20 protein-coding genes are annotated in these 19,639 nt (G+C 74.0%); 17 read left to right on the forward strand and 3 right to left on the reverse strand.

Annotated features, from left to right (window positions below; all coding sequences use genetic code 11):
• The first annotated feature begins 39 nt into the window (after positions 1-39).
• The 3 genes from ACGF5U_RS22610 (at position 40) to ACGF5U_RS22620 (ending at position 1,963) form a co-directional block, all read left to right on the forward strand.
• Complete coding sequence (locus tag ACGF5U_RS22610) at positions 40-537, forward strand: flavodoxin domain-containing protein (protein WP_392711815.1); 498 nt, start codon at positions 40-42, stop codon at positions 535-537.
• A 157-nt stretch (positions 538-694) separates the two neighbouring features.
• A complete protein-coding gene (locus ACGF5U_RS22615) occupies positions 695-1,234 on the forward strand; it encodes an EF-hand domain-containing protein (protein ID WP_392711816.1) in 540 nt (179 codons plus the stop codon).
• Positions 1,235-1,459: 225 nt separating this feature from the next.
• Positions 1,460-1,963 (forward strand): hypothetical protein, encoded by a 504-nt coding sequence (locus tag ACGF5U_RS22620; RefSeq protein WP_392711817.1) that lies wholly within the window; start codon positions 1,460-1,462, stop codon positions 1,961-1,963.
• Positions 1,964-2,043: 80 nt separating this feature from the next.
• On the opposite strand, the gene ACGF5U_RS22625 is transcribed toward ACGF5U_RS22620, so the two are convergent.
• Positions 2,044-2,379: a hypothetical protein gene (locus tag ACGF5U_RS22625; RefSeq protein ID WP_392711818.1), complete on the reverse strand. Its 336-nt coding sequence runs from the start codon at positions 2,377-2,379 to the stop codon at positions 2,044-2,046.
• A gap of 91 nt (positions 2,380-2,470) precedes the next feature.
• A complete protein-coding gene (locus ACGF5U_RS22630) occupies positions 2,471-3,451 on the reverse strand; it encodes an acetylxylan esterase (RefSeq protein ID WP_392711819.1) in 981 nt (326 codons plus the stop codon).
• 181 nt (positions 3,452-3,632) lie between these two features.
• On the opposite strand from ACGF5U_RS22630, the gene ACGF5U_RS22635 reads away from it, so the two are divergent.
• From ACGF5U_RS22635 to ACGF5U_RS22645, 3 genes are all read left to right on the forward strand, one after another.
• Positions 3,633-4,400 carry a hypothetical protein gene (locus tag ACGF5U_RS22635; RefSeq protein ID WP_392711820.1) on the forward strand — a complete coding sequence of 256 codons (768 nt, stop codon included), beginning with the start codon at positions 3,633-3,635 and terminating at the stop codon, positions 4,398-4,400.
• A gap of 178 nt (positions 4,401-4,578) precedes the next feature.
• Complete coding sequence (locus ACGF5U_RS22640; RefSeq protein ID WP_392711821.1) at positions 4,579-5,697, forward strand: glycoside hydrolase family 5 protein; 1,119 nt, start codon at positions 4,579-4,581, stop codon at positions 5,695-5,697.
• A 214-nt stretch (positions 5,698-5,911) separates the two neighbouring features.
• Complete coding sequence (locus ACGF5U_RS22645; protein WP_392711822.1) at positions 5,912-7,210, forward strand: alpha/beta fold hydrolase; 1,299 nt, start codon at positions 5,912-5,914, stop codon at positions 7,208-7,210.
• A 92-nt stretch (positions 7,211-7,302) separates the two neighbouring features.
• Here the strand turns inward: ACGF5U_RS22645 and ACGF5U_RS22650 are convergent, their stop codons facing one another.
• Complete coding sequence (locus tag ACGF5U_RS22650; protein WP_392711823.1) at positions 7,303-8,856, reverse strand: alpha/beta hydrolase; 1,554 nt, start codon at positions 8,854-8,856, stop codon at positions 7,303-7,305.
• A 112-nt stretch (positions 8,857-8,968) separates the two neighbouring features.
• Here ACGF5U_RS22650 and ACGF5U_RS22655 point away from each other — a divergent pair, with 112 nt between their 5' ends.
• The 11 genes from ACGF5U_RS22655 (at position 8,969) to ACGF5U_RS22705 (ending at position 19,633) form a co-directional block, all read left to right on the forward strand.
• The gene (locus ACGF5U_RS22655) at positions 8,969-9,889 is read left to right on the forward strand and encodes a MerR family transcriptional regulator (RefSeq protein ID WP_392711929.1); all 921 of its coding nucleotides are present in this window, start codon (positions 8,969-8,971) and stop codon (positions 9,887-9,889) included.
• A gap of 40 nt (positions 9,890-9,929) precedes the next feature.
• On the forward strand, positions 9,930-10,697 hold the full coding sequence (locus ACGF5U_RS22660; protein ID WP_392711825.1) for a PIG-L deacetylase family protein: 768 nt from the start codon (positions 9,930-9,932) through the stop codon (positions 10,695-10,697).
• A gap of 142 nt (positions 10,698-10,839) precedes the next feature.
• Positions 10,840-11,808, forward strand: coding sequence for an NADPH:quinone oxidoreductase family protein (locus tag ACGF5U_RS22665; protein WP_392711826.1), 969 nt, complete (start codon positions 10,840-10,842; stop codon positions 11,806-11,808).
• 59 nt (positions 11,809-11,867) lie between these two features.
• A complete protein-coding gene (locus ACGF5U_RS22670) occupies positions 11,868-13,022 on the forward strand; it encodes an acyl-CoA dehydrogenase family protein (RefSeq protein ID WP_392711931.1) in 1,155 nt (384 codons plus the stop codon).
• A complete protein-coding gene (locus ACGF5U_RS22675) occupies positions 13,019-14,110 on the forward strand; it encodes an acyl-CoA dehydrogenase family protein (protein WP_392711827.1) in 1,092 nt (363 codons plus the stop codon). Before ACGF5U_RS22670 ends, ACGF5U_RS22675 begins: the two co-directional genes overlap by 4 nt.
• Positions 14,111-14,197: 87 nt before the next feature.
• Positions 14,198-15,814, forward strand: coding sequence for an ABC transporter substrate-binding protein (locus ACGF5U_RS22680; RefSeq protein ID WP_392711828.1), 1,617 nt, complete (start codon positions 14,198-14,200; stop codon positions 15,812-15,814).
• Positions 15,811-16,803 carry an ABC transporter permease gene (locus tag ACGF5U_RS22685; protein WP_392711830.1) on the forward strand — a complete coding sequence of 331 codons (993 nt, stop codon included), beginning with the start codon at positions 15,811-15,813 and terminating at the stop codon, positions 16,801-16,803. The genes ACGF5U_RS22680 and ACGF5U_RS22685 overlap by 4 nt, the downstream gene beginning before the upstream one ends.
• On the forward strand, positions 16,796-17,662 hold the full coding sequence (locus tag ACGF5U_RS22690) for an ABC transporter permease (protein ID WP_392711832.1): 867 nt from the start codon (positions 16,796-16,798) through the stop codon (positions 17,660-17,662). The genes ACGF5U_RS22685 and ACGF5U_RS22690 overlap by 8 nt, the downstream gene beginning before the upstream one ends.
• A gap of 41 nt (positions 17,663-17,703) precedes the next feature.
• A complete protein-coding gene (locus ACGF5U_RS22695; protein ID WP_392711933.1) occupies positions 17,704-18,612 on the forward strand; it encodes an ABC transporter ATP-binding protein in 909 nt (302 codons plus the stop codon).
• Positions 18,605-19,294: an ABC transporter ATP-binding protein gene (locus ACGF5U_RS22700; RefSeq protein WP_392711834.1), complete on the forward strand. Its 690-nt coding sequence runs from the start codon at positions 18,605-18,607 to the stop codon at positions 19,292-19,294. The genes ACGF5U_RS22695 and ACGF5U_RS22700 overlap by 8 nt, the downstream gene beginning before the upstream one ends.
• Before the next feature lie 144 nt (positions 19,295-19,438).
• Positions 19,439-19,633, forward strand: coding sequence for a hypothetical protein (locus ACGF5U_RS22705; RefSeq protein ID WP_392711836.1), 195 nt, complete (start codon positions 19,439-19,441; stop codon positions 19,631-19,633).
• Positions 19,634-19,639: the final 6 nt, after the last annotated feature.

Raw genomic sequence — 19,639 nt, forward strand, 5'->3', positions numbered from 1 at the left:
GGAGCGATCGTGGAGGCAAGCGACCACGAGGAGCTGACCATGAAACGCGTACTCGTCGCCTACGGCAGCAAGCACGGTGCCACCGAGGAGATCGCCGAGGAGATCGCCGAGTCCCTCCGCGAGGACGGCTTCCACACCGCCGTCGTGCCCGCGGCCGACGTCGTGGACGTCAACGCCTACGACGCCGTCGTGCTCGGCAGCGCCATCTACGCGGGGCACTGGCGTCGCGACGCGCTGCGCTGCGCCAAGCGCAACGCCGAGGCGCTCGGCCACCGTCCGGTGTGGCTGTTCAGCAGCGGCCCGCTGGACGACTCGGCCGACGAGCAGGACATCCCGCCGGTGCCGGCGGTCGCGAAGCAGATGGAGCTGCTGCACGCCCGTGAGCACGTCACGTTCGGCGGCAGCGTCACCGAGTCGACGCCCGGTCCGATGGCGCGTGCGTTCGTCCGCCACGGCAAGGGCGGCGACTTCCGCAATTCGGAGCGCATCCGGGGCTGGGCGCACCACATCGCCGAGGAGCTCTCCGCTACCCCCTGAGGGTGAGGCTCCTCCGCCGCCGGCGGGCCGCGTTCACCCGGGCGCGGCCGTCCGGTGGTCGCCGTGCGTGTCCTCGGCAAGGGTGGTGGGCGGCTGAACCGGGCGCGTGCCCGGCACCGGCCGGGACCGATGACCCGCACTGCCGAGGAGAGCACCCATGAGCCTGACCGCGTACCAGGACAAGATGGCCCACCGTTTCGACAGGTTCGACCGCGACGGGGACGGCGTGGTGACCGAGACCGACTTCGAGGAACTGGCCCACTCCATCCTGGCCGACTTCGGCCAGTCACCGACGACACCCAAGGGGCGGGCCCTGCTCGACGGCGCCCGGCGGCTCTGGGCGGGCTTCGCCGAGCTGGCCGACGCCGACGGCGACGGCAGGATCACCCAGGAGGAGTTCATCCGGGCGGCCACCGACCACCTGCGCGGCGACGAGAAGCGGTTCTCCCGTGTCGTGCGGCCCTGGGCGGGCGCCGTCATCGACGTCGCGGACACCGACGACAACGGGGAGGTGACGGTCGGCGAGTGGGAGCGGATGCTCGTCGCCATGCGGGCCACCCCTGAACGGGCCCGCGACAAGGCGGCGGCGCTCGACACCGACGGCGACGGCAGGATCTCGCTGGAGGAGGTCATGCGCTCCGCCGTACGGCTGTACGCCACGGACGAGCCGCTGAACATGCCGCAGCCCACCCGCTGAGGTCTGCCGGGCACGAGCCGCCCGGATCCCCGGCCGTCTTGCCCTTACCGCAAACGGCCGCCGTACGCCATCCGGAGTCCGCAGGACGACGGGGGCGCGGAAACGGCGAAGTGTACAACGCGTGCGCCTTCACCACCAGGACTCCCCGGAACTTGTCCAGGAGACGCCAACGTCGGTTCTGGCGGGAGCAGCCGACCGGCTGCCTCCATCCAAGGGGAGGACCAGATGAAGGCGATGAAGGCACGCACCCACGCGCGCCGCGCGCTCCTCGGGGCGCTGGCCCTGGCGACCGGCGCGGGCATCTCGCTCGCGGCGACCGCGGGCACGGCGCAGAGCGCGCACACCAACCCGGCGGCCGTCTACAGCAGCTGGAAGAACAACTACCGGCTGAGCACCGGCGCCAACTCCCAGGTGATCGTGGGCCGGCTGGCGGTTCCGGCGGGCGGCTGGGCCATCTCCGCCAAGCTCAACGTGGACCGGCCCGTCGGCGCCACCAACCAGACCATCCGCTGCTTCGTCCGGGCCGGCGGCGACTACGACCGCGCCATCGCCAGCCACAGCAGCAGCCTGCCCTATGTCCCGCTCTCGATGAACGTGGTCCACAACTTCTCGTCGGCGGGGACCGTCTACGTCACCTGCGGCCACGACTACACGTCCGGCACCGTGGACCTGTCGTTCATCAAGATCACGGCCGTCAAGGCGTCCTATCTGTCGAACCGGCAGATGTAGGTCGCCGGGACGGCACCTGACGGCTCGTACGCCGGTACGACCCGCGGCCGGGGACACCGTTCCCCGGCCGCCTCGCCGTGTCACGGCGGGAGGGCCGCGACGAACGCGCCGACCGTCGTCAGCGCGGTGAAGACCAGCAGCGCCCGCCGCACCCCGGCGTGGGTGATTGCCCGGCTGATCCAGCCGAACCGGCCCGAGGAACCGAACCGGCCGAACCATGGTCCGCCCGCCCACGCCGCCCGGCTCCGCCGGGCAGGGCCGCGTGGCGGGGCCTGGGCCCGAGCGGACCCGAGTTGTCCGCACCACCGGCACTCCGCGTCGTGGAGGGCGTCGCGCAGGGGGGAGTCCAGCCAGTACGCGCCCAGCAGCCACGGCACGGGCCCCGCGGCCGGTTCATGCGCGCTGTACGAGTCCATGACCTCCCAACAGCGGCGCGGCCGCCCCGGAACGGCGCCTGCCCGGGTCGCAACCGGATCGTCACCGGCTCGCAACCCGGGCGGACGGCCGTCAGGCGACCGGTCGGCGCAGCCGCGCCGGGAGCCAGCGCAACCGAACCGCCTGCTGGAACGCCTCACCGCCCTCGTGGTCGTTGAACGCGTAGACCTCGATCTCCTTGTCCTCGTGCGCGTACGCGTTGAACGCCGCGAACACCGTCGACGGCGGGCAGGTGAGGTCCTCGAGACCCGTCGAGAACAACGCCGGTGCCGTGGCCCGTGCCGCGAAGTGCACCCCGTCGAAGTACGCGAGCGTGCGCGCGGTCTGCTCGGCCCTGCCGCGGTGCGTCTTCAGGTAGTCGCCCACCTCGCGGTACGGCGTGCGGTCGGTGAGCGTCGTCGCGCGCGGGAAGTCGCACAGGAACGGCACGTCCGGTGCCACGGCCACCAGGTCGGGGACGAGCGCGGCCACCGCGAGGGCGATCCCGCCGCCCTGGCTCTCCCCGACGGCGGCGGTGCGCGTCGCGTCGGTCAGCGGATGCGAGCGCGCCGCCTCCACCGCCCGTACCGCGTCGGTGAACACCCGCCGGTAGTAGTACGCGGACGGGTCCTCGATGCCCCGGGTCATGAAGCCCGGCACCGCCGGACCGCTGCCCACCGGGTCCGGGGTGTCGCCGCCACCCCACGTACTGCCCTGGCCGCGGGTGTCCATCACGAAGTGCGCGAACCCCGCCGACGCCCACAGCAGATGGGTGTGCGGCAGACCGCGCCCGCCGCCGTAACCCACGAACTCCACGACCACCGGCAGCGGCGCGCTCGCGCCGGACGGTATGACGAACCAGCCCCTGACGGGGTGACCACCGAACCCGGCGTAGGTGACGTCGTAGACCTCGACCGTGGAGAGCCCGGTGTCGACCCGCTCGAACCGGGCGTCGAGGTCGTGGGTGCGGGCCTCGGCGAGGGTCTTGGCCCAGAAGTCGTCGAAGTCGTCCGGCTCCACGGACGCGCTGCGGTACGTACGGAGTTGTTCCAGGGGCAGGTCGAACAGGGACACGCGGCACCACCTTGATCACGGAAGGACGGTCGGGGACACGGTACGGGCCGTGGCCGCCCGCTTGTCCACAGTCCGGCCCGGCCTCGGCGCCGCTCGGCTAGGCTCGACGGATCACCGTCGTGACCGGTTCCGCCGGCCGTCGAGGGAACCGGTTCCGCCAGCCGTCGAAAGAACTCCCGCCGTGTCCTTCCCGCTCCCCGGACGTCACTCGGGCGCCGCTCACCACACGTACTGCAACAGCGATCTGTGCTGCCGCTGCCAGCAGCGGTCCTGGACGACCGGCGTGGGCGGCGAGCGGCTCTGTGGACCCTGCGCCGCATGCTGCCGCGAGTGCGGGCGCGCGCCCGCCCCGCATCTGGACGGACTGGACGGCGGGATCTGCTCCGCCTGCCGGGGCCTGTGCGGCCGCTGCCGCGCCCCGCTCCCCGCGAACGGGCGCTGTTCGTGCCGCGCCTGGCGCCAGCGGGCCGGCCAGGACCCGGTCTCCTATGTCCTCCAGGCGTTCCCCCAGCCGCTGCTCCAGGCCCTCGGCCACCGGGTGCCGCGCTCGCTCCACGAGCTGGTCCACCAGGAGCTCGCCCACCGCACCGCCGATCAGCTGCTGGACCGGGTGGAACGCCGCTGGTACACCCGCTGGGCGCACGCCCTGCACGAGAAGGGCGAGGACGGCCGGCGGCTGTGGTCCGCGCAAGCCGTCGCCGAACAACTGCTGACGCGGGGCCCCTGCGCCGACCTGGGCTGCGAGGACGGTCACCTCGTCACCACCGGTACGGCGTGCACCCGCTGCCGACGGCCGCAGCACCGCTTCGTGCCGGCCGTCGCAGACGGCACCGCGACACCGGAACGAGTGCGGCGGGTGGCCGCGGAGATCCGCCACGCCCTCCTGGAGCACCGCTCCCGCCGACAGCCCCCGCGCCCCGGACAGCCGGGGGAGCGCCGCGCTCCCTGAGCGTGCCCGAGTGCCCACGCGGCAGCCGCCAGATGGCGGAGAAGATTGACATGAACCTTGCGGAAGGTCCCGGGCGGCTGCTATCCCTTCTATTAGTTAGGAAAGTTTCCTTCCAGTCCAGCGGCGACGCCTCGCGGCCCGTCGCACCCCCCTGTGCGCGCCCTTCAAGGAGACCCCCATGAGAACGGCACGGACCTGGACACGTTCACCGGGAGGCGTCGGCGCCCTCGCCGCCGTCGGCCTCCTCCTCGGCCTCGTCATGGCCCCCACCGCCCCGGCGGCCCCGCCCGCCCCCACCGTCCTGGAAGCCGAGAGCCACGTCGACCGGAAGGCGGAAGCCGCCCAGGTGGGCACCGCCACCCCGGCCGCGGTCAACGGCCGGCTGAAGGTCTGCGGCACCAGGCTCTGCAACCGGTACGGCAAGCCCGTCCAGCTGCGCGGCATGTCCACGCACGGCCTCCAGTGGTACGGCCGATGCGTCACCACGAGGTCGCTCAACGCCCTGGCCACCGACTGGAACGCCGACGTCCTGCGGGTCTCCATGTACATCCAGGAAGGCGGCTACGAGACCGATCCGCGCAAGTACACCGACCTCGTCCACTCGATCATCGAACAGGCCACCGCGCGCGGCATGTACGCCATCGTCGACTGGCACATGCTCGACCCCGGCGACCCGCACCACAACCTCAGCCGCGCCAAGACGTTCTTCACGGAGATCGCCCAGCGCCACCGGGGCAAGACCAACCTGCTGTACGAGATCGCCAACGAGCCCAGCGGCGTCAGCTGGTCCCGCATCAAGAGCTACGCCGAACAGCTCATCCCCGTCATCAGGGCCAACGACGCCTCCACCCCGATCCTCGTCGGCACACGCGCCTGGTCGTCGTTCGGCGTCTCCGAAGGCGCGAACGAGTCCGAGGTCGTCGCGAACCCGGTGAACGCGACCAACATCATGTACACCTTCCACTTCTACGCCTCCTCGCACCGTGACGCGTACCTCGCGACGCTCTCCCGGGCCGCCGACCGACTGCCCGTCTTCGTCACCGAGTTCGGCACGCAGAACTACGCCGGCGAGGGCGCCGACGACTTCGCCATGGCACAGCGCTACCTCGACCTGATGGCGGCGAAGAAGATCAGCTGGGTGAACTGGAATTTCTCCGACGACCACCGTTCCGGCGCCGTCTTCAAGACCGGTACCTGCGCCGCCGACGGACCGTGGACCGGCACCGCCTCGCTCAAGCCGGCCGGTGTGTGGGTGCGCGACCGGATCAGGACGCCGGACGACTTCCCCACCAGCTGACACGGAAGCGGCCGGGAGCGGGAGCGGCGCGGCCCGCACCCTCCCGGCCCTCTCCCTCCCCGCACCGCACCCTCCCGGCCCCCCTCCCTCCCGGCCCTCTCCCTCCCCGCACCGCACCCTCCCGGCCCCCTCCCTCCCCGCACCGCGCCCCCGCCCGTATGGTCCACTGAGCGTCCACCGAGCGGGCGGGGGCGCGCACACGACAGGAGGAGCCTTGACCAGTTACCACCAGCCCGGTGTCGTCCTCACCGACCACCGCTTCACCGTTCCGCTCGACCACGCCGACCCCTCCGGCGAGCAGATCGAGCTGTACGGCCGCGAGGTCGTCGCCACCGGCCGGGCGGACGCGGACCTGCCGTGGCTGGTGTACCTGGAGGGCGGCCCGGGGTGTGCGGCCCGCCGCTTCACCGGCGCGCAGGCCTGGCTGGGCCGCGCCGTCCAGGAGTTCCGGGTCCTGCTCCTCGACCAGCGCGGCACCGGACGCTCCACCCCCGCCAACCGGCAGACGCTCCCGCTGCGCGGCGGCCCCGGTGCCCAGGCGGACTACCTCGCCCACTTCCGCGCCGACTCCATCGTCCGGGACTGCGAACTGATCCGCCGCCGGGTCACCGGCGGCGCCCCCTGGACCGTGCTCGGGCAGAGCTTCGGCGGCTTCTGCGCCACGCACTACCTGTCCACCGCGCCCGAAGGGCTGAGCGCCGCGATCATCACGGGCGGGCTGCCCTCCCTCGACGCCACCGCCGACGACGTCTACCGCGCCGCCTACCCGCGCATCCGGCGCAAGGTCGAGGCCCACTACGCCCGTTACCCGCAGGACGTCGAGCGCGCCCGCCGGATCGCCGCCCATCTCATCGAGCACCGCACGGTCCTGCCGGGCGGCCACCTCCTCACTCCCGAGGCGTTCCAGTCCCTGGGCATCCTGCTCGGCGGCGGCGACGGCAGCCACCAGTTGCACTACCTCCTGGAGAACGCCTTCGTCCGGACCCCGGCCGGTCACACCCTGGCGGACGCCTTCCTCGAGGCCGTGGCGAACCAGCTGTCGTTCGCGAGCCACCCGCTGTACGCGGTGCTCCACGAAGCCATCTACGCCCAGGGGCAGGCGCCCACCGCGTGGGCGGCGGAACGGGTCCGCGCCGAGTTCCCCGGGTTCGACGCGGCCAAGACGCTCGCGGCCGACGAGCCGCTCCTCTTCACCGGGGAGACGATCCACCCCTGGCACTTCGAGACCGACCCCGCGCTGCGCCCGCTGCGCGAGACCGCCGAACTGCTCGCCGCCCGCGCAGACTGGCCCGCCCTGTACGACGCGGACCGCCTCGCCGCGAACACCGTGCCGGTCGCGGCCGCCGTGTACCACGACGACATGTACGTCGACACCGCACACTCGCTCGCCACCGCCCGCGCCGTCCGGGGCCTGCGGACGTGGGTGACCGACGAGTACGAGCACGACGGTGTCCGGGCGAGCGGCACCCGCGTCCTGGACCGCCTCCTCGCCCTCGCCCGAGGCGAGGTCTGAGGGCGCGGGGCCGCCGCGCGCTGAGCGGCACGGGGCCCGCGGCGCCCTGAGCGGCATGGGCCCGCCGCGCGCTGATCGGCCCGCCGTGCCGCTCAGCTCCGCAGGTGGGCGAGCACGGACCGTACGGCCGTCCGCACGGCGGCGCGGGCCTCGTCGGTGTGGTCGACGGTCTCGAACCCGTGGTGCCCGAGCGGCACGTCGACCACCTCGACGGCGGCCCCGCACTTCTCGGCGGCGGTGAGGAACTCCTCGACCGTCACCGCGATCTCCGGCCACTCACGCCCCACCCGGGTCAGCACGACCGGCAGGCGCCCCGCGTTCCGCACCGCCTCCGCCGGGCGGAACCGGGAGCCGGAGAGCCCCCAGCTCGGCAGCGGCGCGAGGATGGGATAGGACGCCGCCACGCAGCGCAGCCACGGCGGCGGCGCGCCGAGGGCGTCCGCCGACAGCAGCCCGCCGGCGGAGAGGTACCACAGCGCGACGCGTTCTCCGTCGACACGGGGATCGGCCCGTACGCGCTCGACCGCCGCGGCCACGTCATCGGCGGCCCGCGCGTAGTCGGCGATGTCGTGCAGCCCGTGGTCCAGGGTCACGCCGACCGCGCCCAGACTCGCCACGTACCGGCCGTAGCCGGTGAAGGCCGGCCAGTCGCGCGGCGTCGGCCGCACGTCCCGGGGGACCGGGCCGCCGTGGACGAACACCACCGCAGGACGGGGCTCGTCGGCGTCGGGCAGGTACAGATCGGCGTTCCCCACCCGCTCACGCGGCCGCTCGGGCACGTCGAGGACGAACGGCCGCAGGTGCGCGGGCGGTTCGTCCGTCGCCGGGGCCAGCCGGTGGCCCTCCCCGGCTGCCGCCCGGAGCAGTACGCCGGCCAGCTCCTCCGGGACGGACAGCATGGGCCAGTGCCCGGTGTCGAGTTCGAAGAAGGTCACGCGCGGCTCGGTGAGCGCCTGGAGGCGGGGATCCCCGAGCCGAACGAGGGCCTCGACCAGGGCGATGCCGGGACCGTTGGCGACGCACAGGACGCCGGTCGCCGGCCGGTCGGCGGCCGCCCCCGACAGCCGGAGCGGCTGCGTGAGCGTCGCCACGGGCTGCGGCGCCGCCAGCCGGGCGAGCCGTGCCAGCGCGTCCGCCGGGACGCCGGCGGTGCTGCCCCAGCGCTCCCACTCGCCCGCCGCCGGCGGCGGGATCAGCCAGTCGTCCCCTCCCGCCTCCTCCCCGGCCGCTCCCGCCCCGGACGCCCCCTCCCCTTCCGCACCCTCCCGTCGCGCGATCCGTTCGCGCAGGGCCTGGTCCGGGACCAGGGCGAGGGCGGTGTCCCCGTCCTGTGGCATGCCCGCGTCCAGGTGGACGATCCGGGCGATCCGCTCCGGCCGCAGATCGGCGGCGCCGAGCACCGGGTGGATGCCGTAGCCGTGGCCGACGAGCACCACCTCGGGGTCAGCCACCCGGTCGAGCACCTCCAGCACGTCCCGGATGTGCGTCCGCAGGTCCGTGTCCGGCCCGGCCAGGTGCCGGCGGTCGCCCATGCCGGTCGGTGTCACCGGGTGCGCCTCGGCCCCCGCCGCCCGTAGCCGGGCGGCCACGTCCCGCCATATCCAGCCGCCGGTGCAGGCCTCCGACACCAGGATGAACGCCGTCATGGATGTCTCCCTCGTACGCCGTGGTCCAGGGACCGGCCGCTCGGGCCGTCCCCGCTCGCCGGTACGGTAGGAACTCCCCCTGAGGGAGGTTCAAGTCGTGTCCCACGACGGCATGTCCGACGACGGCATGTGGAGCATCGGAGAGCTGGCCGCGCGTGCGGGCGTCACCGTCAAGACCGTCCGCCACTACTCCGATCGCGGACTGCTGCCCGAAGCCGCGCGCAGCTCCGGCGGCCACCGCCGCTACGGCCCCGAGGCGCTCGACCGGCTCCGCCTCATCCGCTCCCTGCGCACCCTGGACCTGCCGGTCCCGGACGTCGGCCGGGTCCTGGAGCGTGAGGAGGCGCTGGAGGACGTCATCGAGGGGCACCTGCGGGAGGTGGGTTCCCGCCTGGTCGCGCTGCGCTGGCGTGAGGCGGCCCTGCGACTGCTCCGGGACAGCGCCCCCGGGGAACGCGCCGAGCGGCTGCGGCTGATCGGCGCCGTGTCCACCCCGCCGAGCACGGCCGCGCTCGCGCGCTTCTGGCGCGGCTGGCTGCCGCCGAGGCTCCCCGCCCGGCTGGTCCGCGCCATCGTCGACCAGTCCGTTCCCCAGCTCCCCGACGATCCCGGGCCGGACCAGGTGCTGGCCCTGGCCCGGCTGCACGCCCTCACCGCCGACGCCCGCCCCGGCAAGGAGGCCGCCCAGCCCGCCGCCCACCGGCCGGACGAGAACTGCCGTCCTGCCGTGCTCTACGACGGTCTCTGGGAGGCGTTCCTCCTGACGGCACGGGAGTGCGGGGCCGGGCGGCCGCCGCACGAGGGCGAGGCACTCGACTGCTTCGTCTCCGCCCACGCCCGCGCCCGAGGCGTGCGCGACACCGCCGCCTTCCGGCGCCGGCTCAGCGCCCAGCTCGCCGACGATCCCCGTATCGACCTGTACTGGCGGCTCGTCGGCGAACTGAACGGCCCGTCGGAGCCGACGATGGGCGCCGCGCACGACTGGCTGACCGCCGCCCTCGCCGCCCAGGTGCGGCGGGACTCCGCGGGGTGAGATCGGCGGAGCCGTACCGGCGGGCCGTATCCTGCGCCCCATGAACGATCGAGCGACCGAACAGACGCCCCGTCAACTCCCCGACCAGCTCGCCCCGATGCCGGACGACTGGCAGCGCGCCCTGGCCGTCGTCGCCCACCCCGACGACCTCGAATACGGCTGCTCCGCGGCCGTCGCCGCCTGGACCGACGCGGGGCGCGAGGTCGTCTACACCCTGGCCACCAGGGGCGAGGCGGGCATCGACACGCTGGACCCCGCCGTGTGCGCGCCCCTGCGGGAGCGGGAGCAGCGGGCGAGCGCGGCCGTGGTCGGGGTGTCCGCGGTGGAGTTCCTGGACCACAGCGACGGTGTCATCGAGTACGGGCTCGCCCTGCGCCGGGACATCGCGGCCGCGATCCGCCGCCACCGCCCCGAGCTCGTCCTCACCCTCAACCACCGCGACACCTGGGGCGGTGTCGCCTGGAACACCCCCGATCATGTCGCCGTCGGCCGGGCGACGCTGGACGCCGCCGCCGACGCGGGCAACCGCTGGATCTTCCCCGAACTCGTCGAGCAGGGCCTCGAGCCGTGGAACGGGGTGCGCTGGGTCGCCGTCGCGGGTTCCTCGACACCGACCCACGCGGTGGACGCGACGCCCGGTCTCGAGCGCGCGGTCCTGTCCCTGCTCGAACACCGCGCGTACATCGAGGCGCTCACCGACCAGGACCCGGAGGAGTACTGCCGGACCTTCCTGACCCGTAACGCCGAGTCGGCCGCGCCGCGCTTCGGGGGCCGCCCCGCCGTGACGTTCGAGGTCTTCGGCCGCTGAGCGGGGCCCGCTGGCGGGATTCCGCGGCGGGCTGTTCCCAGACGAGCAAGCGACCGCTTAGTATGCGAGCCGGTGCGGTACCGGCCGACGACCCGTCGCCCGAGTCCGGCCCAGGTTGCCCGATCCACCGTGGAGGCCCCCAATGCAGGCATGGCGCGTGCACCAGAACGGCGAGCCGAGCGAGGTGATGCGGCGCGAAGAGGCGGAGCGGCCCGTACCCGGCCCCGGGCAGCTGCTGCTCAAGGTCAGGGCCGCCAACGTCAACTTCCCCGACGCGCTGCTCTGCCGCGGCCACTACCAGGTCCGCCCGCCGCTGCCCTTCACCCCCGGCGTGGAGGTCTGCGCCGAGACCGAGGACGGCCGGCGGGTGATCGCCACGGCCGCCCTGCCGCACGGCGGCTTCGCCGATTACGCCGTCGCCGACGCCACGGCGGTCCTGCCCGCGCCCGACGCGCTGGACGACGCCGAGGCGGCCGCCCTGCACATCGGCTACCAGACCGGCTGGTTCGGCCTGCACCGGCGCGCCGCGCTGCGGGAGGGCGAGACCCTGCTGGTCCACGCCGCCGCCGGCGGTGTCGGCAGCGCAGCCGTCCAGCTCGGCAAGGCGGCGGGCGCGCGGGTCGTCGGCGTCGTGGGCGGCGCCGACAAGGCCGCCGTCGCCCGCGAGCTGGGCTGCGACACCGTCGTCGACCGGCACACCGACGACATCGTCGCGGCCGTCAAGGAGGCCACCGGCGGCCGAGGCGCCGACGTGGTGTACGACCCGGTCGGCGGCGACGCCTACACCAGGTCCGCCAAGTGCGTCGCCTTCGAGGGGCGCATCGTCGTGGTCGGCTTCGCGAGCGGCGACATCCCGGCCCCCGCCCTCAACCACGCCCTGGTCAAGAACTACTCGATCCTCGGCCTGCACTGGGGTCTGTACAACCAGAAGGACCCGCGGGCCGTCATCCGCTGCCATGACACCCTCACCACGCTCGCCGCGAAGGGCCTGATCAAGCCGCTGGTCAGCGACCGCGTGCCGTTCGCCGACGCGGCACACGCCGTCCAGCGCGTCGCCGACGGCACCACCACGGGCCGGCTCGTGGTCCTCCCGGAAGGAGCCGCCCGGTGACCGACGACCGGACCGCCGCCACGCCCGCCACCCCGCCCGACGCCGACGACCTGCGCCGCATGACCCGCGAGCTGCTCGCCGCGCACCCGCCCGCGACCACCGACCGCACCGGCTTCCTCAAGGCCCGCTTCGACGCCGGACTCGCCTGGGTGCACTACCCGGAGGGCCTCGGCGGGCTCGGCGCGCCGCGCTCCCTCCAGGCCGTCGTGGACGCCGAACTCGAGGCGGCCGGCGCCCCCGACAACGACCCCCGGCGGATCGGCATCGGCCTCGGCATGGCCGCGCCGACGATCCTCGCCTACGGCACCGATGAGCAGAAGCGCCGCTTCCTGCGCCCCCTGTGGGTCGGCGACGAGGTGTGGTGCCAGCTGTTCAGCGAGCCCGGCGCCGGCTCGGACCTCGCCGCCCTCGGCACCCGCGCCGTCCGCGACGGCGACGACTGGATCGTCAACGGCCAGAAGGTGTGGACGTCCAGCGCCCATGTCGCCCGCTGGGCCATCCTGATCGCCCGCACCGACCCCGACCTGCCCAAGCACCAGGGCATCACCTACTTCCTGTGCGACATGACCGACCCGGGCGTCGAGGTGCGGCCGCTGCGCCAGATCACCGGCGAGGCCGAGTTCAACGAGGTCTTCCTCACCGACGTACGCGTCCCCGACGCCCACCGGCTCGGTGCCGTCGGCGACGGCTGGAACGTCGCCCGCACCACCCTCATGAACGAACGCGTCTCCATCGGCGGCGCCCGCGTCCCCCGCGAAGGCGGCATGATCGGGACCGTCTCCCGCACCTGGCGCGAACGGCCCGAGCTGCGCACCCACGACCTTCACCGGCGGCTGCTGGACCTCTGGGTCGACGCCGAGGTGGCCCGTCTCACGGGGGAGCGGCTGCGGCAGCAGCTCGCCGCGGGACAGCCCGGCGCCGAGGGCAGCGGCATGAAACTCGCCTTCGCCCGCCTCAACCAGGAGATCAGCGGTCTGGAGGTGGAACTCCTCGGCCAGGAAGGGCTGTTGTACGACGACTGGACGATGCGCCGCCCGGAGCACGTCGACTTCACCGGGCGGGACGCCGGTTACCGCTACCTCCGCTCCAAGGGCAACTCGATCGAGGGCGGTACGAGCGAGGTGCTGCTGAACATCGTCGCCGAACGCGTCCTCGGACTGCCCTCCGAGCCGCGCGGCGAGAAGGACGTCGCCTGGAAGGACCTCGCACGATGACCGATCTGCTCTACTCCGAGGCCGAGACCGATCTCCGTGCGGCCGTGCGCTCCCTGCTCGCCGACCGGGCCGACCCGGCCGCACTCGCCGCACGCGTCGAGGACGGCGACCCCTGCGACCGTGACCTGTGGCGCACCCTCGCCGGTGACATGGGCCTGGCCGGTCTCCTGGTCCCCGAGAAGCTCGGCGGCCAGGGCGCGAGCCACCGGGAGGCCGCCGTCGTGCTGGAGGAGCTCGGCCGCGCGGTGACCCCGGTGCCGTACCTCACGAGCGCCGTCGTCGCGACCGCGACGCTGCTGGAGGCCGGAGCAGGCGACCTGCTGGGCGAGCTCGCCACCGGGCGCGAGGTCGCGGTGCTCGCCGTCCCGCTCGCCACAGGACCGGCCACCGGCGCGGATTCCGGCGCACCGGCCGCGTCCGACGGCACGGTGACGGGTGTCGCGGACGCGGCGGCCGCCGACGTCCTGCTGGTGCTCCGCCCCGACGGGCTGTACGCGGTCGAGGCCGCCGACGCCACCGTCGAGCCGCTCGTCCCGCTCGATCTGACCCGCCCGCTCGCCCGCGTCACCGCCACCGCGGGGGGAAGGCGGCTCGCGGACGCGGACACCGCCCGCGCGGCCGTCCGGCGCGGTCTGCTCGTGGGCGCCGGGCTGCTCGCATCCGAGCAGCTGGGGCTGGCCGAGTGGTGCCTGGAGGAGACCGTGCGCCATCTGCGCACCCGCCATCAGTTCAACCGGCCGCTCGGCTCGTTCCAGGCGCTCAAGCACCGGCTCGCCCAGCTCTGGCTGGAGGTCGCCGGTGCCCGCGCCGCCGCCCGCAACGCCGCCGACGCGCTGGCGGGCGGAAGCGCCGACGCGCCGCTCGCGGTGGCGGTGGCCCAGGCGCACTGCTCGAAGGTGGCGGTACGCGCCGCCGAGGAGTGCGTCCAGCTGCACGGCGGGATCGGCATGACCTGGGAGCACCCGGCGCACCTGTACCTCAAGCGCGCCAAGGCGGACGCGATCGCGCTGGGGACGGCGGGGGCGCACAAGGATGCCGTCGCCGCCCTCGTCGACCTCCCGGCCCCGGCGCCCGCCCCCGCCCGGTAAGGAGCCAAGGAACGCCCACCCCTGTACATGCTGTTTAATTGCGAGTCGTTCGCAACAACAGTGGATCTTCATGAGGGGTGTGGCAGCATGACCGCCCGAACCGGCCGCGTCATACGCGCAGCGGCCGCCGCGACACTGGCCGGAACCCTGGCCCTCACCGCGGCGGCCTGCTCGAACCCGGGCGGCGCCGACGCCGAGCGCGGCGGCGCCCCGGACAGCGCGGTCGTCGGCATCGCGTACGAGCCCGAGACGCTCAGCCCGCTGCTCGGCTACGGCAAGGACGGCAACTCCAAGATCTTCGACGGGCTCCTCGCCTTCGACGCCGGCATGAGGCTCACGCCCGCCCTCGCGGCGGCCCTGCCCGACGTGAGCGCCGACGGGCTGACGTACACGTACAAGCTGCGCACCGGCGTCACCTTCAGCGACGGCGAGCCGTTCACCGCCGAGGACGTCGTCTTCACCTACCGCACCATCCTCGACCCGAGGACGAACAACCCGTCCAGGACCGAACTCGACGCGCTCGAAAGCGTCCGGGCGGCCGGCGACCACACCGTCGTCTTCACCCTCAAGTACCCCTACGCGCCGTTCGCGCAGCGGACCGTGCACGCCATCGCCCCCCGACACGCGGCCGCCCGCCAGGACGTCAACTCCGGCCCCTTCACCACCCGGCCCATCGGCACCGGACCGTACGTCCTCACCGGCTGGTCCAAGGGCGAGAAGCTCACCTTCGAGGCCAACCCGCGCTACTGGGGCGGCGCGCCCAAGGTGAAGAGGTTCACCATGGCGATCATCAAGGACGACGACGTCCGCGCCACCCGGCTGCGCTCCGGCGACCTCGACGGCGCGATCCTCCCGCCCAACCTCGCCAAGGGCTTCGAGAACGACGCCGCGAAGAAGACGTACGCCGCGAAGACGTACGACTACCGCACCGTCACCCTGCCCACCCACAACCCCGTGTCCGGCGACACCGCCGTGCGCCGCGCCCTCGACCTCGCCGTCGACCGGCAGGCCATGGTCGACGGCATCCTCGACGGCGCCGGCAAGCCCGCCTACGGCCCCGTCCCCACCGGCAGCGCCTGGTTCACCAAGGGCACCGAACGCCCCCACGACCTCGCCCGCGCCCGGAAGATCCTGGACGACGCGGGCTGGCGGCCCGGCAAGGACGGCATCCGCGTCAAGAACGGCGTCCGCGCCGCCTTCCCGCTCTGGTACCTCTCCGGCGACAAGCTCCGCCAGGACCACGCCCTCGCCTACGCGTCCGACGCCAAGAAGGCCGGCATCGACATCACCACCCAGGCCGGCACCTGGGAGGTCATCGAACCGCGCATGAAGCACGACGCCGTCCTCGCGGGCGGCGGCGCCCCCGCCGACCCCGACTTCGACCAGTACCCGCTGCTGAAGTCCACCCTCGCCGGCGACGGCTTCAACAACATGGCCTGGTACGACAACCCGGCCGTCGACAAGGCGCTCGACGCAGGCCGGAAGACCGACGACAAGACCGCCCGCATGGCCGCCTACGACACCGTCCAGCGCGAACTGGTCCAGAACCCCGGCTACACCTTCCTCACCCACATCGACCACCTCTACGTCCTCGCCGACAAGTGGACCGGCCTCACCACCCAGGTCGAACCCCACGACCACGGACTGGCCTCCGGACCCTGGTGGAACGTCGAGGACTGGACCCCGAAGAAGCGGCAGAAGTGAACCGCCGCCTCCCCTGGGGGGCGATGGCCCGGATGACGGTACGGCGCGCCCTGCTCGCCGTACCCGTCCTCGTCGCCGTGACCTTCGGCGTCTTCGCCATCGCCGCGGCCTCCCCCTTCGACCCCGTCAAGGCGTACGCAGGCACCGCCGGACTCACCGCCTCCGAGGCCACCCTCGACCAGCTGCGCGCCAACCTCGGCGTGGACGAGCCGCTGCCCGGCCGCTGGTGGCACTGGCTCACCTCAGCCGTCACCGGCGACCTCGGCGACTCGGCCGTCATGCGGCAGCCCGTCGCCGACGTCATCGCCGAACGGGTCGGCTGGTCCACGCTCCTCGCCGCCACCGCGTTCGCCGTCGCCGTCCTGCTCGGCACCCTCCTCGGCGTCCTCGCCGCCCGCCGCCGCGGCGGCCCGCTCGACCGGTGCGCCACCTCGGCCGCCTACGTCCTGGAGGCCGCGCCCGCCTTCTGGCTCGCCCTGCTCGCCATCTGGGTCTTCGCCCTGCAACTGGACGTGCTGCCGGCCGGCGGGCTCACCGACACGGCCAGCGACACCGTCACCTTCGCACAGGTCGCCACGCACCTCGTCCTGCCCGCCGCCGTGCTCGGCCTCACCCAGCTGCCCTGGTTCTTCCTGTACGTCCGCCAAGGCGTCGCCGACGCGCTCGACGAGGACCCGGTACGCGGCGCCCGCGCCCGCGGCCTGGGCGAACGCACCGTCCTCCTCGGCCACGCCCTGCGCTCGGGCATGCTGCCCGTCCTCACCCTCGTCGGCTCCCGCGTACCCGAACTCATCACCGGCGCCCTGCTCGTGGAGACCGTCTTCAGCTGGCCCGGCATCGCCGCCGCCACCGTCCAGGCCGCCGTGTCCGTGGACTTCCCGCTGCTCGCCGCGCTCACCGTGCTCGCCACCGCCGCCGTGCTCATCGGCAACCTCCTGTCCGACCTGCTGTACGGACTCGCCGACCCGAGAGTGGGCTTCGATGGCTGAACCGCAGTGGAGACCCCACGGCCGCGCCCGCCGCTCCACCCGCACCCTCAAGGTCCGCGCGTCGGCCGCGACCGTCACCGCCGTGGCCCTCGCCGTCCTGCTCGTACCGCCGCTCGTCCAGCTCGACCAACAGGCCGTCGACCTGTCGATGAAGCTGCGGCCGCCGTCCTGGGCACACCCGTTCGGCACCGACGACGTCGGCCGCGACCTGCTGCTCCGCTGCGTCCACGGACTGCGCGTCTCGCTGCTCGTCGGACTCGTCGCCGCCCTCGCCGCGACCATCGTCGGCACGGCCGTCGGCGCGACGGCCGCCGCGCTCGGCGGCTGGACCGACCGGCTCGTCATGCGGATCGTCGACACCTTCTCCTCCGTGCCGCACCTGCTCCTCGGCATCTTCGTGGTGGCGCTGTTCCGGCCCGGCACCGGACCGGTCATCGCGTCCGTGGCCGTCACGCACTGGCTGTCCACCGCCCGGATCGTCCGCGCCGAGGTCCTGTCGCTGCGCACCCGCCCGTACATCGACGCGGCCGTCTCCGGCGGCGCATCCCGATGGCGGGTGACCGTACGGCACCTGCTGCCGGGGGTGGCGCCACACGCCGGGATCGCGGCCGTCCTGATGGTGCCGCACGCCATGTGGCACGAATCCGCCCTGTCGTTCCTCGGCCTCGGACTCCCCAGCCACCAGGCGAGCCTGGGCAACCTCGTCCAGTCCGCCCGCGGCTCCCTGCTCGCGGGCGACTGGTGGCCGACCCTCTTCCCCGGCCTCTTCCTGATCGTCCCCACCCTCGCCATCGCCGGACTCGCCGGCGCCTGGCGGGACCGCGCCAACCCCCGCCGCCGATCGGAGCTGACGCTGTGACCCCGGTCCTGTCCGTGAGCGGACTGTCCGTACGGTTCCGGATGCGCGGCGGACGGCACATCGCCGCCGTCACCGACGCCTCGTTCGACCTGGCGGCGGGGGAGTGCCTCGCCCTCGTCGGCGAGAGCGGCTGCGGCAAGTCCGTGCTCGCCTCCGCCCTGCTCGGCCTGCTGCCCGGCAACGCCGAGACCGCCGGGTCCGCCGTCGTGGACGGCGTCGACGTCCTCACCGCCGGCGAACGCACCCTCGCCCGTACGGTACGGGGACGGCGCGTCGGCCTCGTCCCCCAGTCGCCGGCCGCCCACCTCACGCCCGTACGCACCGTCCGCGCCCACATCGAGGAGACCCTCCGCGAGCTGACCCGCACCCCCCGGCGGGCTGTCCGCGCGGCCGCCGTCGCCGCCGCCGAACGGGCCTCCTTCCCCGCCGGCCACCTCGACCACCACCCGCACGAGCTGTCCGGCGGCCTCGCCCAGCGCGCCGCGACCGCCCTCGCCCTCATCGGCGGCGCCCCGCTCCTCCTCGCCGACGAGCCCACCACCGGACTCGACCGCGACCTCGTCGAGCGCACCGTGGACGAACTGCGCCGCCACACCGACGACGGCCACGCCCTGCTGCTCATCACCCACGACCTGGCCGCCGCCCGCCGCGTCGCCGACCGCGTCGCCGTCATGTACGCGGGCCGCCTCGTCGAACTCGCGCCCGCCGACCGGTTCTTCGGCGACCCCGGCCCCCGCCACCCCTACGCCCGGGGCCTGCTCGCCGCCCTCCCGGAACGGGACTTCACCCCGATCCCCGGACTGCCGCCGGAACTCGGCGCCCTCCCCGACGGCTGCGCGTTCGCGCCGCGCTGCGACCGCGCCACCGACACCTGCCGGTCCCTGCCGCGCCTCACGGACGGTCTCGCCTGCCACCACCCCGCCGCCGCCGAGGAGACCGCCCGTGCTTGAACTTCACGCCGTCACCGCCGGCTACGACCGCCGCGACCCCGTCGTCCGTGACGCGACCCTGACCGTGGAGCCGGGCCGGGCGGTCGGCCTCCTCGGACCCAGCGGCTGCGGCAAGTCCACGCTCGCCCGGGTCGCCGCGCTGCTGCACCGGCCCGACGCCGGACGCGTCACCGTGGACGGCACGGAGGTCACCGGCTGGCGCCATCGCGCCCCGCGCGAGCTGCGCACCGCGATCGGAGTCGTCTTCCAGCAGCCCCGCATGGCCGCCGACCCCCGGCTCACCCTGCGCGACCTGATCGCCGAACCGCTGCGGGCCACCGGCCGCCGCGCCCTGGTGGCCGACCGGGTCGCCGAACTCACCGCCGCCGTCGGGCTCACCGGCGACCTGCCGGACCGCCGCCCGCACGAGGTCAGCGACGGACAGCTGCAACGCGCCTGCCTCGCCCGCGCGCTGGCGCTCAGGCCGCGCTGGCTGGTGTGCGACGAGATGACCGCGATGCTGGACGCCTCGACCACCGCGGCGCTGGTCGCCGCCGTCGAGACCTACCGCCGCGAGCACGGCGCCGGACTGCTCGCCGTCGGCCACGACCGGGTCCTCCTGGAACGCTGGTGCGACCGGACGGTCCGCTGGGACGAGTGCGCAGCCCCGCCGCGTGCGGGGAACGAGCCGTCCGCCGTGTGACGCGCCGGAGACCGCGTAACGGCCCGGCGCCGATTCCTACCCGTTCGGCGGACACGCCGTACGGCCGTACGGCGCCGTCGCTCCGCCAGACTGGCCGCCGAATGCCGCACAACAGGTGCGGTGCCGGGCCGAGGAGGGTGACCCATGGCCGTATCCGTCTCCGTCGTGCTGCTACTGCTGATCCTGGCGGTGGTCTTCCTGCGCAGCGGCGGACTGAAGGTCTCCCACGCGCTCGTCTGCGCCCTGCTCGGGTTCTTCCTGGCCAGTACGAGCCTGGCGCCGACCATCTACAACGGGGTGTCGGCGACCGCCGACGTGGTCAGCAGCCTCAAGCCCTGACCAGGC

Origin of the sequence: Streptomyces sp. NPDC047886, from assembly GCF_043204435.1 — a bacterium.
Classification (GTDB): domain Bacteria; phylum Actinomycetota; class Actinomycetes; order Streptomycetales; family Streptomycetaceae; genus Streptomyces.